11 protein-coding genes are annotated in these 14,331 nt (G+C 58.8%); all 11 read left to right on the forward strand.

Annotated elements, in window-relative coordinates; genetic code table 11:
* The first annotated feature begins 118 nt into the window (after window positions 1-118).
* The 11 genes from LOY36_RS25875 to LOY36_RS25925 all read left to right on the forward strand — a co-directional run bounded on the left by LOY36_RS25875 (window position 119) and on the right by LOY36_RS25925 (window position 14,312).
* On the forward strand, window positions 119-2,932 hold the full coding sequence (locus LOY36_RS25875) for an LPS-assembly protein LptD (protein WP_258671316.1): 2,814 nt from the start codon (window positions 119-121) through the stop codon (window positions 2,930-2,932).
* Window positions 2,913-4,229 carry a peptidylprolyl isomerase SurA gene (gene surA / locus LOY36_RS25880; protein WP_019650338.1) on the forward strand — a complete coding sequence of 439 codons (1,317 nt, stop codon included), beginning with the start codon at window positions 2,913-2,915 and terminating at the stop codon, window positions 4,227-4,229. Before LOY36_RS25875 ends, surA begins: the two co-directional genes overlap by 20 nt.
* Window positions 4,226-5,215: a 4-hydroxythreonine-4-phosphate dehydrogenase PdxA gene (gene pdxA / locus LOY36_RS25885; RefSeq protein WP_258671321.1), complete on the forward strand. Its 990-nt coding sequence runs from the start codon at window positions 4,226-4,228 to the stop codon at window positions 5,213-5,215. Before surA ends, pdxA begins: the two co-directional genes overlap by 4 nt.
* Window positions 5,212-6,030 (forward strand): 16S rRNA (adenine(1518)-N(6)/adenine(1519)-N(6))-dimethyltransferase RsmA, encoded by an 819-nt coding sequence (rsmA, locus tag LOY36_RS25890; protein WP_019650336.1) that lies wholly within the window; start codon window positions 5,212-5,214, stop codon window positions 6,028-6,030. The genes pdxA and rsmA overlap by 4 nt, the downstream gene beginning before the upstream one ends.
* A gap of 115 nt (window positions 6,031-6,145) precedes the next feature.
* On the forward strand, window positions 6,146-6,526 hold the full coding sequence (gene apaG, locus LOY36_RS25895; RefSeq protein ID WP_258671324.1) for a Co2+/Mg2+ efflux protein ApaG: 381 nt from the start codon (window positions 6,146-6,148) through the stop codon (window positions 6,524-6,526).
* Entirely contained in the window at window positions 6,526-7,407 is an 882-nt protein-coding gene (locus LOY36_RS25900) for a symmetrical bis(5'-nucleosyl)-tetraphosphatase (protein ID WP_258671326.1), read from the forward strand. The genes apaG and LOY36_RS25900 overlap by 1 nt, the downstream gene beginning before the upstream one ends.
* A gap of 33 nt (window positions 7,408-7,440) precedes the next feature.
* Window positions 7,441-7,770 (forward strand): thiosulfate sulfurtransferase GlpE, encoded by a 330-nt coding sequence (glpE, locus tag LOY36_RS25905; protein WP_258671327.1) that lies wholly within the window; start codon window positions 7,441-7,443, stop codon window positions 7,768-7,770.
* Between the two features lie 296 nt (window positions 7,771-8,066).
* Entirely contained in the window at window positions 8,067-9,989 is a 1,923-nt protein-coding gene (locus LOY36_RS25910) for a PrkA family serine protein kinase (RefSeq protein WP_007904259.1), read from the forward strand.
* A 205-nt stretch (window positions 9,990-10,194) separates the two neighbouring features.
* On the forward strand, window positions 10,195-11,466 hold the full coding sequence (locus LOY36_RS25915; RefSeq protein WP_018928847.1) for a YeaH/YhbH family protein: 1,272 nt from the start codon (window positions 10,195-10,197) through the stop codon (window positions 11,464-11,466).
* Window positions 11,463-13,025: a SpoVR family protein gene (locus LOY36_RS25920; protein ID WP_018928846.1), complete on the forward strand. Its 1,563-nt coding sequence runs from the start codon at window positions 11,463-11,465 to the stop codon at window positions 13,023-13,025. Before LOY36_RS25915 ends, LOY36_RS25920 begins: the two co-directional genes overlap by 4 nt.
* Window positions 13,026-13,088: 63 nt before the next feature.
* Complete coding sequence (locus LOY36_RS25925) at window positions 13,089-14,312, forward strand: multifunctional CCA addition/repair protein (protein WP_258671329.1); 1,224 nt, start codon at window positions 13,089-13,091, stop codon at window positions 14,310-14,312.
* The last annotated feature ends 19 nt before the right edge of the window (window positions 14,313-14,331 follow it).

A 14,331-nucleotide genomic window follows, 5' to 3' on the forward strand; every position in this document is an offset into this window, starting at 1 on the left:
CGACGGCGCTAGCCGTCAAGCGGGTCATGCTTTATTATCCGACATCTTTTTCAGACCATCGAGAGGCGTGCGGCCCACACCGCGGGCAGATGGCACGCAGGAAGCCCGGACTAATAAGATGGCATTGAAATCCCCCGCGTTTCGTAAAAAATTTCCGTTGTTGGTTACCGGCAGTCTGCTGGCCCTGCAACCCCTGGCCACGTCGTTCGTGGTCGCCGCGGAACAGTATGACTGCTCAGTCTCTGCTTCGGGTGCCTGGGACTGTGCGCCAAAATCACCGGCCGCTGCATTGCCGCCGCGCCCCGTGCATGAGGGCAGCGCAGTCTCCGCCACTGGCGAAGCCCCGGCAGGCACCGCCTCCAGCGAAGACACCGGCGCCAAGCCTGTGCTGGTTACCGAGTCCAAGGGCCGCGGCCTGAAGTCGCGTAGTGAAGACTACAGCCACCTCGACTGGGTTCCGCGCGAGAAGCTCACTGCAGCGCAATTGGCCGAAACCGGTCCTTACTGCTCTGGTTCCTATATCGAACCGATTCGTCCTGGCATGAATGACAAGACGAATAAAAGCGACGCTCCAACCTTTATCGGCGCCAAGGCCTCCCGCTATAAGCAGGAAGAGCAAGTCGCGACCCTGGCCGGTGACGTGGTCATGCGTCAGGGCAGCATGCAGGTCGAAGCCGACGAAGCGAACCTGTACCAGGCCGAGAGCCGTGGCGAACTGGCCGGCAACGTGCGCATTCGCGACAATGGCGCACTGATCGTCGGCGACCACGCCGACGTGCAGCTCGACACCGGTGAAGCCAAGGTCGACAACGCCGAATACGTGATGCACAAGTCGCGCATCCGCGGTAACGCGCTGTACGCCAAACGTGCCGAGAACGCGATCATCCGTCTCAAGGACGGTACGTACACCACATGCGAACCGAACAGCAATGCCTGGCAGCTCAAGGGCAACAACATCACCTTGAACCCGGCCACCGGTTTCGGTACCGCGACCAACGTGACGCTGCGGGTCAAGGACATTCCGGTTCTGTACACGCCGTACATCTATTTCCCGATCGACGACCGTCGCCAGTCCGGCTTCCTGCCGCCGACCATCGGCACAGGCAGCGATACCGGCTTCATGCTGGTCACCCCGTACTACTTCAACCTGGCGCCAAACTACGACGCCACGTTGTACCCGCGCTACATGAGCAAGCGCGGCCTGTTGATGGAAGGCGAATTCCGTTACCTGACCAAGTCCAGCGAAGGTCAGTTCGGCGCCGCGTACCTCAACGACGAAGATACTGAGCGCAGCAAGCAGACCGACTACGAAAAAACCCGCTACATGTACAACTGGCAGCACAAGGGTGGCCTCGACTCGCGCGTCTTTACGCAAGTCGACTACACCAAGATCAGCGATCCGTATTACTTCCAGGATCTGCAGACTGACCAGATTGGCGTGAAAAGCGCTGACTACGTGAACCAGCAGGGCTCTGTCACCTATCGTGGCGACAGCTACACCGCTCGCTTGAACGCCCAGGCCTATCAGCTGGCGACCGTTTCGAACATCACGCCGTATGATCGTTTGCCGCAGATCACCTTTAATGGTCAGCTGCCGTATCATCCGGAAGGTTTGAACTTCGATTACGAGACAGAGATCGTTCGATTTGACCGGGATCTGAAGAGCGGTGACTTCGTAAACCAAGACGGCACGGTTGCATCACGTCTTGATAACAACGTGACCGGCCTGGCACGTGCCAACGGCGACCGCTTGAATCTCAAACCGGCTGTCAGCCTGCCGTTGAACTGGACCTATGGTTTCCTGAAGCCTTCGCTCAAGTACCAATACACCCAGTACCAACTGGATCTGGACGGTACTGGCAAAAGCCAAATCGTAGCCCAGGATCAAGCCGCAGCTGCAGCCGGGACTGAAAACCTCAATGGACATTTCGGCAGCAACCAGAACCGTGGCGTGCCGATTGTCAGTATCGACAGCGGCCTGTATTTCGATCGCGACACCCAATGGTTTGGCAAGAATTATCGCCAGACCCTCGAACCGCGCCTGTTCTACCTCTATGTACCTGAGGAAGACCAGAAGGATATTCCAGTATTCGACACCGGCGAATACACCTTCAACTATGCCTCGCTGTTCCGCGACAACCGCTTCTCCGGCTCCGACCGCGTCGGCGACGAGAACAAACTGTCGCTGGGCGTGACCAACCGCTGGATCGAAGACAATGGTTTCGAACGTCAACGCATCAGCGTTGGCCAAGCCTTGTACTTCAAGGACCGCGAAGTCCAGTTGCCAGGTATCGATGCAAAAACCCGCGCTGATGCTCAAGCCAACGTTTCGCCATATGCACTGGAATACGAATACCGCTGGAACCGCGACTGGCGCACCACGGCAGACTACAACTGGGACCCGGACAGCCGCAGCCCTCGCTCGGGCAGCGCGATGTTCCACTACCAGCCTGAAGACAACCCGAACAAGGTCATCAACGCCGGTTATCGCTATCGCAATGACCAGATCCGTTATGACCAGAACACTGGTAAATGGTCGGTGGGCGGTGGCGATTACGGCACCCCGGGCCAACCTGGCTACGTGAAGGACTACTACAAGATCAAACAGCACGACTTCTCGGTGATCTGGCCGATCGTGCCGCAATGGAACGCCATCAGCCGCTGGCAGTATGACTACAACCGCAACCGTACCCTGGAAGCCTTTGGTGGTTTCGAGTACGACAACTGCTGCTGGAAACTACGCCTGATCAACCGTTACTGGGTTTCCTATGACGAATTCAGTCAGGAAGCTCCACAAAACGAAAAAGGCGACCACGGCGTCTTCCTCCAAATTGTTCTGAAGGGACTCGGCGGCCTCACCGGCGCCAAAGTAGAGAGTTTCCTCGACAAAGGCATCCAAGGTTATCGTGAACGTGAAGACCAAGCTTTCTGATTGTCTGCGCCCGCTGATGCTGGGCGCGCTGTTCCTGGGTACCGCGGCCAACGCCGCGGTACAGTCCATCGATAAAGTGGTGGCTATCGTCGACAATGACGTGGTCATGCAGAGCCAACTGGACCGGCGCGTTCACGAGGTTCAGCAAACCATCGCCAAACGCGGTGCTGCCGTACCGCCTACCGGCGTACTGGATCAGCAAGTGCTCGAGCGTCTGATCGTCGAAAACCTGCAATTGCAGATCGGCGAACGTTCCGGCATTCGCATTACCGATGAAGAACTGAACCAGGCTGTCGGCACCATTGCCCAGCGCAACAACATGTCGATCGAACAATTCCGCGCCGCTTTGGCTCGCGACGGCCTGTCTTATGACGATGCCCGTGACCAGATCCGCCGCGAAATGATCATCAGCCGTGTGCGTCAGCGCCGTGTGGCGGAGCGCATCCAGGTGTCCGAGCAGGAAGTGAAGAACTTCCTGGCGTCCGACCTGGGCAAGATGCAACTGTCCGAAGAGTTCCGTCTGGCCAACATCCTGATTCCTACGCCGGAAAGCGCCAACTCCGACGCAATTCAGAATGCGGCCAAACAAGCCGACGCGGTTTACCAACAGCTCAAGCAAGGCGCTGACTTCGGTCAGTTGGCAATCGCCAAATCCGCCAGCGAAACCGCACTGGAAGGCGGCGACATGGGCTGGCGTAAAGCCGCTCAACTGCCACCTCCGTTCGATCGTTTGCTCGGAACCATGGCCGTTGGCGACGTGACCCAGCCAATGCGCACCCCGGGCGGCTTCATTATCCTGAAGATCCTCGACAAGCGTGGCGGCGAAGCCCAGGTGCGTGACGAAGTACACGTACGGCACATCCTGGTCAAACCGAGCCCGATCCGCGACGAAGAAAAAACCAAGGCCCTGGCTCAGTCGCTCTATACCCGTATCGAAGCGGGCGAAGATTTCGGCGAGCTGGCGAAAAGCTTCTCCGAAGATCCGGGTTCCGCCCTCAACGGTGGTGACCTGAACTGGATCGACCCGAACGCGCTGGTGCCTGAATTCCGCGAAGTGATGGCCAAGACCCCGCAAGGTCAGCTGTCCAAGCCGTTCAAGACCCAATATGGCTGGCACGTACTGGAAGTCCTTGGCCGCCGCGCCACCGACAGCACCGTCCAGGCCCGTGAGCAGCAAGCGATGACCGTACTGCGTAACCGCAAATACGACGAAGAGCTGCAAACCTGGCTGCGTCAGATCCGTGACGAAGCGTACGTAGAAATCAAACTCCCTGGTGCAGACCAGGCAGCGCAGTGAAACCCAAGCGTTTCGCGCTGACCCCCGGCGAACCAGCCGGCATAGGTCCCGACCTGTGCCTGCTGCTCGCCTCGCAAGCTCAGCCACATCCCTTGATTGCCATCACCAGCCGCGACCTGCTCATCGAGCGGGCCGCGCAGCTGGGCGTGGTTGTCGATCTGCTGCCGGTCACACCGGACAGTTGGCCGGATGTTCCTGCACCGGCCAACAGCCTGTATGTGTGGGATACGCCTCTCAACGCCAAGGTCACCGCCGGGCAACTGGACAAGGCCAATGCGGCCTTCGTTCTGGAAACCCTGACCCGCGCCGGGCAAGGCTGCCTTGACGGGCATTTCGCCGGCATGATCACCGCCCCGGTGCACAAGGGCGTGATCAATGAATCCGGGATCGCCTTTTCCGGGCACACGGAATTTCTCGCTGACCTGACCCACACCGCACAAGTGGTGATGATGCTCGCCACCCGCGGCTTGCGCGTGGCGCTGGTCACCACTCACCTGCCCCTTCGCGAAATTGCCGACGCAATCACGCCGGAGCGGCTGGAGCGGGTCACACGGATTCTGCACACCGACCTGAAAGAAAAGTTCGGCATCACCCAGCCACGCATCCTGGTTTGCGGGCTTAACCCGCACGCCGGCGAAGGCGGTCATCTGGGCCACGAAGAAATCGACATCATCGAACCTACATTAGAGCGCCTGCGCGGCGAGGGCATGGACCTTCGCGGCCCCCTGCCCGCCGACACTCTGTTTACCCCCAAATATCTGGAGCACTGCGACGCGGTGCTGGCGATGTACCACGACCAGGGCTTGCCCGTGCTGAAATACAAAGGCTTCGGCGCGGCAGTCAACGTGACCCTCGGCTTGCCGATCATCCGCACATCGGTCGACCACGGCACCGCCCTGGACCTGGCCGGCAGCGGCAACATCGATACCGGCAGCCTGCAAGTCGCCCTGGAAACCGCCTACCAGATGGCCGAGACCCGTTTATGACCGAGCATTACCAACACCGGGCGCGCAAGCGCTTCGGCCAGAACTTCCTGCACGATGCCGGCGTTATCGACCGCATCCTGCGCTCCATTCACGCCAAACCTGAAGACCGCCTGCTGGAAATCGGTCCGGGCCAGGGTGCATTGACCGCGGGCCTGCTCAACAGCGGCGCCCAACTCGACGTCGTGGAGCTGGACAAGGACCTGATCCCGATCCTCAACCAGCAGTTCGCTGGCAAGAGCAACTTCAACCTGCATCAGGGCGACGCGCTGAAGTTTGACTTCAACAGCCTGAACGCCGCGCCAAACAGCCTGCGAGTGGTCGGCAACCTGCCGTACAACATCTCTACGCCGCTGATTTTTCACCTGTTGCACAACGCCAATCTGATTCGCGACATGCACTTCATGCTGCAAAAAGAAGTGGTCGAGCGTCTGGCGGCGGGTCCTGGTGGCGGTGACTGGGGTCGGCTGTCGATCATGGTTCAGTACCATTGCCGGGTCGAGCATCTGTTCAACGTCGGCCCGGGCGCGTTCAATCCTCCGCCGAAAGTCGACTCCGCGATCGTACGCCTGGTGCCCCACGCGGTACTGCCGCACCCGGCCAAGGATCATCGCCTGCTGGAGCGCGTCGTGCGCGAAGCTTTCAACCAGCGCCGCAAGACCCTGCGCAACACACTGAAACTATTGCTGAGCAATGCTGAAATCGAAGCCGCCGGCGTCGATGGCAGCCTGCGCCCCGAGCAGCTCGACCTGGCCGCCTTCGTACGCCTGGCCGACAAGCTCAGCGAACAAGTCCTACAAAAGCCTGCCACCGACTGACAGGCGATGAGCGCTATCGGGTAGGACGCCACTCTGGTTTACTACCCGATACTTGGCCTAGACTGAGTTCTATCAGCTACGCCCCGCGTTCCGCTTCGTTTCTAAGGCCTTTTGCATGTCCGATCCTCGTTATCAGGTCGACGTCAGCGTCGTCACCCGCTATCTGGCAGAACAATCGCAACCCGAGCACGACCGCTTTGCCTTCGCCTACACCATCACCGTGCAAAACAATGGCCTGCTACCCGCCAGACTGCTTTCACGGCATTGGGTCATCACCGACGGTGACGGCCATGTCGAGGAGGTTCGCGGTGCGGGCGTCGTCGGCCAGCAGCCGTTGATCGAAGTGGGCAAGAGCCACACTTACAGCAGCGGCACCGTCATGACGTCCAAGGTCGGCACGATGCAGGGCACCTACCAGATGCTCGCCGAAGACGGTAAGCACTTCGACGCCATCATCGCGCCGTTCCGCCTGGCGGTACCCGGAGCGTTGCACTAATGGCGACGTATGCCGTCGGTGATGTGCAAGGTTGCCTTGAACCGCTCAAATGCCTGCTCAAGCAAGTGGCCTTCGACCCTGCACGGGACCGTCTGTGGCTGGTGGGTGATCTCATCAACCGCGGCCCACAGTCGCTGGAAGCCTTGCGCTTCCTCTATAGCATCCGCGAGTCGCTGGTGTGCGTACTCGGTAACCATGACCTGCACTTGCTGGCCGTCGGGCAAAACATCGAGCGCCTGAAGAAAGCCGATACCTTGCGCGAGATTCTTGAAGCACCCGATCGTGCGGAGCTGCTGGAGTGGGTTCGCCAGCAAAAGCTCATGCACTACGACGACCAGCGCGATATCGCCCTGGTCCATGCCGGCATCCCCCCACAATGGTCGCTGCGCAAAGCCTTGAAATGCGCCGCCGAAGTCGAAGAAGCCCTGCGCGATGACAACCGCTTCGCGCCTTACCTTGACGGCATGTACGGTAACGAGCCGGTGAAATGGGACAACGACCTCAAAGGCGCGGCCCGTCTGCGAGTCATCACCAACTATTTCACCCGGATGCGTTTCTGCACCAGCGACGGCAAACTCGACCTCAAGGGCAAGGAAGGCATCGACACCGCACCGCCGGGTTATGCGCCATGGTTCGCGCACAAGGAACGCAAGACCAAAGGCCTGAAGATCATCTTCGGCCATTGGGCGGCGCTCGAAGGCCAGTGCAACGAACCCGGGCTCTTTGCCCTCGACACCGGTTGTGTCTGGGGTGGCGCCATGACCCTGATGAACGTCGACACCTTCGAGCACCTGCGATGCAAATGCGACGCCCATGGCCACGTTCGACCGGCAGTCGCCACCTCTATTCCCGAACAAACGTCAGCCAGCGCCCCGCGCTAGACTGCGCTTTCAGCCGAGCCACAGGAGCCCGCCATGAGCGAATTCAAACGTATCCCCCCAGAACAGGCCCAGGCCCTGCGCGAACAAGGCGCGGTGGTGGTCGATGTCCGCGACCCGGCAACATTTGCCGCGCTGCACATCAAAGGCTCGAAGCATCTGGATAACCATTCTCTGCATGCTTTCATCCAGGGCGCCGATCTGGATGCGCCGACGGTAGTGGTCTGCTATCACGGAAATTCCAGCCAGGGCGCAGCTGCTTATCTGATCAGCCAGGGCTTTTCCGACGTCTACAGCATGGACGGCGGTTTTGAGCTGTGGCGTACGACCTACCCTTCGGAAACGGCGCAAGGCACTTCCGAATAATTATTTTGTAATGCGCAAGCCCCGGCCCCCGTGGGCTCGCGCGATTACAGACGAACGGTCTGCCACAACTAATTACGTATCTTGCCTTTACCTCCCAAATTCCCAACTATCCTTAAGCGCAGGCCATCCAAAACAGGGGAGAGCCGGTACACCGGCGCACGGGTCATCGGGAGTAGCTTTCGGAGTAGTCAGCTCCGGAAGAGTTCTGGGGGGTAAACAGCAACTGCCTGTTCGGTTGCTGCCAGCATCGACTGAGTGATCCGGCGTCGGCTCCACGTATCGAGCGAGGTGACGTCATGAGTATCTTTAGCCACTTCCAACAACGCTTCGAGTCCACGCGCCAGGAAGAACTCTCGCTGCAAGAGTATCTGGAACTGTGCAAAAAGGACCGCAGCGCCTACGTTTCCGCGGCCGAGCGTCTCTTGCTGGCCATCGGCGAACCGGAACTGCTCGACACCTCAACCAACTCGAGGCTGTCGCGCATCTTTTCCAACAAGGTGATCCGCCGCTATCCGGCCTTTGAAGACTTCCACGGGATGGAAGAATGCATCGACCAGATTGTGTCGTATTTCCGCCATGCCGCTCAGGGTCTGGAAGAAAAGAAACAGATCCTCTACCTGCTGGGCCCAGTCGGTGGCGGTAAGTCATCTTTGGCCGAAAAGCTCAAACAGCTGATCGAGAAAGTGCCCTTTTACGCAATCAAGGGCTCGCCGGTTTTCGAGTCGCCCCTGGGTCTGTTCAACGCCACTGAAGATGGCGCGATCCTCGAGGAAGACTTCGGCATTCCCCGGCGCTACCTCAACACCATCATGTCGCCATGGGCTACCAAGCGCCTGGCCGAATTCGGCGGCGACATCAGCCAGTTCCGCGTGGTGAAACTCTATCCATCGATCCTCAACCAGATTGCAGTTGCGAAAACCGAGCCGGGCGATGAAAACAACCAGGACATCTCGGCACTGGTGGGCAAGGTCGATATTCGCAAACTGGAAGAGTTCCCGCAGAACGACGCCGATGCCTACAGCTATTCGGGCGCGCTGTGCCGGGCCAACCAGGGCCTGATGGAGTTCGTCGAAATGTTCAAGGCACCGATCAAGGTGCTGCACCCATTGCTGACGGCCACTCAGGAAGGCAACTACAACAGCACCGAAGGCTTGGGGGCAATTCCGTTCACCGGGATTCTGCTGGCCCACTCCAACGAATCAGAATGGCACACCTTCCGGAACAACAAGAACAACGAAGCCTTCATCGACCGGATCTATATCGTCAAAGTGCCGTACTGCCTGCGTGTCAGCGACGAGGTGAAGATCTACGACAAGCTGCTGTTCAACAGCTCGCTGGCCAAGGCCCATTGCGCGCCCGACACCCTGAAAATGCTCGCTCAGTTCACCGTGCTCTCGCGCCTTAAAGAGCCGGAAAACTCCAACATCTACTCCAAGATGCGCGTGTATGACGGCGAAAACCTCAAGGACACCGATCCGAAGGCCAAGTCGATACAGGAATACCGCGACGCAGCAGGTGTCGACGAAGGCATGAACGGTCTGTCGACCCGCTTCGCCTTCAAGATCCTGTCGAAAGTCTTCAACTTCGATCCGCACGAAATCGCCGCCAACCCGGTGCATCTGCTCTACGTGCTGGAACAGCAGATCGAACAGGAACAATTCCAGGCCGAGACCCGCGAACGCTATCTGCGCTTCCTGAAAGAGTACCTGGCGCCGCGTTACATCGAATTCATCGGCAAGGAGATCCAGACTGCCTACCTCGAGTCTTACAGCGAGTACGGCCAGAACATCTTCGATCGCTATGTGCTGTACGCCGACTTCTGGATTCAGGATCAGGAATACCGCGATCCGGAAACCGGCGAGATCCTCAACCGCGTAGCCCTGAACGAGGAACTGGAGAAAATCGAGAAACCGGCCGGCATCAGCAATCCGAAGGATTTCCGCAACGAAATCGTCAACTTCGTACTGCGCGCCCGTGCCAACAACAACGGCAAGAACCCAACCTGGCTCAGCTACGAAAAACTGCGGGTGGTCATCGAGAAGAAAATGTTCTCCAACACCGAGGACCTGCTGCCGGTCATCAGCTTCAATGCCAAGGCCAGCAAAGAGGACCAGCAGAAACACAACGACTTCGTCACACGGATGGTCGAGCGGGGCTACACCGACAAACAGGTACGACTGCTGTCCGAGTGGTATCTGCGGGTCAGAAAATCACAGTAACCCGCTGCCGGTCAGACCGGTTGTCGTTAGCCAGAGGCCTGTGTACGCTTTTTCTGTTACACAGACCTCTGGGAGGTGTTCGAAAGTCGGTAACGAGGTTCAGGCAGCATCCAGAAGCGCTTGGGGGAGCGTGAACATCCCTCGGCACAGGTGTCGATGCTGCGTAACCGCTCGCCCCTTTCAGGACAGCTTCTAAGGAGCAGTCATGAGCTATGTGATCGACCGACGTCTCAATGGCAAGAACAAGAGCACGGTAAACCGTCAGCGGTTTCTGCGGCGCTACCGTGATCACATCAAAAAGGCCGTCGAAGAGGCGGTAGGCCGGCGTTCCATTACCGACATGGAACACGGCGAGCAAATCAGCATTCCCGGCCGCGACATCGACGAGCCGGTGCTTCACCATGGCCGGGGCGGCAAGCAGACCATCGTGCACCCGGGCAACAAGGAGTTCACCAGCGGCGAGCACATTGCCCGTCCGCCCGGAGGTGGCGGCGGCAGAGGCCCCGGCAAGGCCGGTAACTCGGGTGAAGGGATGGACGAATTCGTCTTCCAGATCACCCAGGAAGAATTCCTCGAATTCATGTTCGAGGACCTTGAACTGCCTAACCTGGTCAAACGTCACCTGACTGGCACCGACACCTTCAAGACCGTACGCGCGGGCATCAGCAACGAGGGCAACCCGTCACGGATCAACATTATCCGCACGCTGCGTTCGGCCCATGCCCGGCGAATCGCCCTGTCCGGCAGCAGCCGGGCAAAACTGCGCGAAGTCAAAGAGGAGCTCGCCCGGCTTAGACGGGAGGAGCCGGACAACTTCGGCGACATCCAGGAACTCGAAGCGGAAATCGAGAAACTCAGTGCGCGCATTCACCGAGTGCCATTTCTCGACACCTTTGACCTCAAGTACAACCTGCTCATCAAGCAGCCGAACCCCAGCTCCAAAGCAGTGATGTTCTGCCTGATGGACGTGTCCGGCTCCATGACCCAGGCGACCAAGGACATCGCCAAGCGCTTCTTCATCCTGCTGTACCTGTTCCTCAAGCGGAACTACGACAAAATCGACGTCGTGTTCATCCGCCACCACACCAGTGCCCGCGAAGTGGATGAGGAGGAGTTTTTCTACTCCAGGGAAACCGGCGGCACCATCGTCTCCAGCGCCCTTAAACTGATGCAGGAGATCATGGCCGAGCGTTATCCGAGCAATGAGTGGAATATCTATGCCGCCCAGGCGTCCGACGGCGATAACTGGAACGACGACTCGCCGATCTGCCGCGACATTCTGATCAACCAGATCATGCCGTTCGTGCAGTACTACACTTATGTAGAGATTACCCCGCGCGAACACCAGGCCCTGTGGTTCGAGTACGAACGCATCGCCGAAGCCTTCTCTGACACTTTTGCCCAGCAGCAACTGGTCTCGGCCGGAGATATCTATCCGGTCTTCCGTGAACTCTTCCAGCGCAGGTTAGTGACATGACCGCCAAAGAGCAGAAGCGCCAACCCATTTCCACCGGCTCTGAATGGACGTTCGAGCTGATCCAGGCCTACGACCGCGAAATCAGTCGTCTTGCGGCCCGCTATGCGCTCGATACCTACCCCAACCAGATCGAAGTGATCACTGCCGAACAGATGATGGACGCCTACGCCTCTGTGGGCATGCCCCTGGGTTATCACCATTGGTCCTATGGCAAACACTTCCTAAGTACCGAAAAATCCTACAGCCGCGGCCAGATGGGGCTGGCCTACGAGATTGTGATCAACTCGGACCCTTGCATCGCCTATCTGATGGAAGAAAACACCATCTGCATGCAGGCCCTGGTGGTGGCTCACGCCTGCTATGGCCATAACAGCTTCTTCAAGGGTAATTACCTGTTCCGCACCTGGACCGACGCCAGCTCGATCATCGATTACCTGGTGTTCGCCAAGCAGTACATCATGCAGTGCGAAGAACGCCACGGTATCGACGCGGTAGAGGACTTGCTCGATTCCTGCCATGCGCTGATGAATTACGGGGTCGACCGTTACAAACGCCCTTATCCGATTTCCGCCGAAGAAGAACGCCGTCGGCAGAAGGATCGGGAAGAACATCTGCAAAAGCAGATCAACGATTTGTGGCGAACCATTCCAAAAGGCGCGGACAAATTCAGCGACAAGGACAACGCACGCTTCCCCGCCGAGCCCCAGGAAAACATCCTGTATTTCATCGAAAAACACGCCCCGCTGCTGGAGCCATGGCAACGTGAAATCGTGCGGATCGTGCGCAAGATCGCCCAGTATTTTTATCCACAGCGCCAGACGCAGGTGATGAACGAAGGCTGGGCCACCTTCTGGCACTACACCTTGATGAACGACTTGTATGACGAAGGCCTGGTCACCGATGGCTTCATGATGGAGTTCCTGACGTCCCATACCAGCGTGGTGTTCCAGCCGGGCTTCGACAGCCCCTACTACAGCGGAATCAACCCCTACACCCTCGGTTTTGCCATGTATCGCGATATCCGGCGGATATGCGAACAGCCTACCGAAGAGGACTACCGCTGGTTCCCGGAAATCGCCGGCACAGACTGGCTGTCCAGCATCAAATTCGCCATGAGCAGCTTCAAGGACGAGAGCTTCATCCTGCAGTACCTGTCACCGAAGGTAATCCGCGACCTGAAGCTGTTCAGCATTCTCGATGACGATCAGAAGGACGATCTGCTGGTTCCGGCGATCCACGATGAAGAGGGCTATCGAACCATCCGCGAAACCCTGGCGGCGCAATACAATCTGGGCAATCGTGAACCCAACATCCAGATCTATAGCATCGACCGGCGCGGCGACCGCTCGCTGACCTTGCGTCACCAGCAGCACGACCGCAAGCCACTGGGCGATTCCACCGAGGAAGTGCTCAAGCACCTGCACCGGCTGTGGGGCTTCGACATTCACCTGGAAACCCTGCAAGGGGATCAGGTGGTGAAAACCCATCATGTTCCACCCAGAAGCGAGCACGGCGAGGGGGATTACGGCCGGCTAGACCTGGCTGTCATTCATCTTTGATCCTGTTTCGGCCTCCGGAAGTTCGACGCAAAGGTTATTCTGTCGGGCTAACGGAGGTTTTTTATGCAGATTTATAAAGTCGGTGGTGCGGTACGCGATCGCCTGCTGGGCAGGCCTGTCACCGATATCGACTGGGTCGTGGTAGGCGCCACCACCGAAGAAATGCTCGCCAAGGGCTTTCGCCCGGTGGGTGCGGATTTTCCGGTGTTTCTTCACCCCAAAAGCGGTGAGGAATACGCCCTCGCCCGCACCGAGCGCAAAAGCGGGCGCGGTTACGGCGGCTTCACCTTTCACGCCAGCCCCGAAGTCACGCTCGAAGAAGACCTGATACGTCGTGACCTGACGATCAACGCCATGGCCGAAGACGATCAGCAGAACCTGACCGACCCCTACCATGGCCAGCGGGATCTCGAGGCTCGCCTGCTTCGTCACGTTTCCCCCGCGTTCGCCGAAGATCCGCTCCGCGTTCTGCGCGTTGCCCGCTTCGCCGCGCGTTATGCAGGGCTGGGTTTCACCGTCGCCCCCGAGACACTGGCGCTGATGCGGCAACTCAGCGAATCGGGTGAACTGGAGGCACTGACCGCGGAACGCAGCTGGAAAGAAATCGCCCGCGCGCTGATGGAAGACCAACCCCAGGTGTTCATCCAGGTGCTGCGCGAGTGCGGTGCGCTCAAAGTGCTGATGCCGGAAGTCGATGCGCTGTTCGGTGTACCGCAACCCGAAGCCCATCACCCGGAAATAGACACAGGCGTGCATACCCTGAGCGTGCTGGAGCAAGCGGCACAGCACAAACAACCGCTGACCGTACGCTGGGCCTGCCTGCTGCATGACTTGGGCAAAGGACTGACGCCCGAGGAGGAATGGCCTCGCCACATCGCCCACGAGCACAAGGGCCTGAAGCTGATCAAAGCAGTCAACGAGCGCTTCAAGGCACCGAAGGATTGTCAGGAACTGGCACTGCTGGCGGGCGAGTATCACACCCACGGCCACCGGGCTCTGGAGCTGAAACCGTCGACCTTGCTGGAGTTGCTGCAGAGTTTCGACGTCTATCGTCGACCTCAGCGCTTTGAGGAGTTTATCGCGGCGTGCGAGATGGACGCTCGAGGGCGCAAAGGCCTGGAGCAGCGAAGTTATCCACAGGCGGATTATTTGCGTGGCGCGGCGACTGCGGCGCGAAGCGTGGCGGTTCAGCCATTGCTGGAGAAGGGATTCAAGGGACCGGAATTGGGCGAGGCGATCAAGCGCGAGCGGCTCAAGGCGTTGAAGGCTTACAAAGAACAAGCGTAAGCAAGGGCAAAAGATCGCA

It is taken from the genome of Pseudomonas sp. B21-019 (assembly GCF_024749225.1).
In the GTDB taxonomy this organism is placed as follows: domain Bacteria; phylum Pseudomonadota; class Gammaproteobacteria; order Pseudomonadales; family Pseudomonadaceae; genus Aquipseudomonas.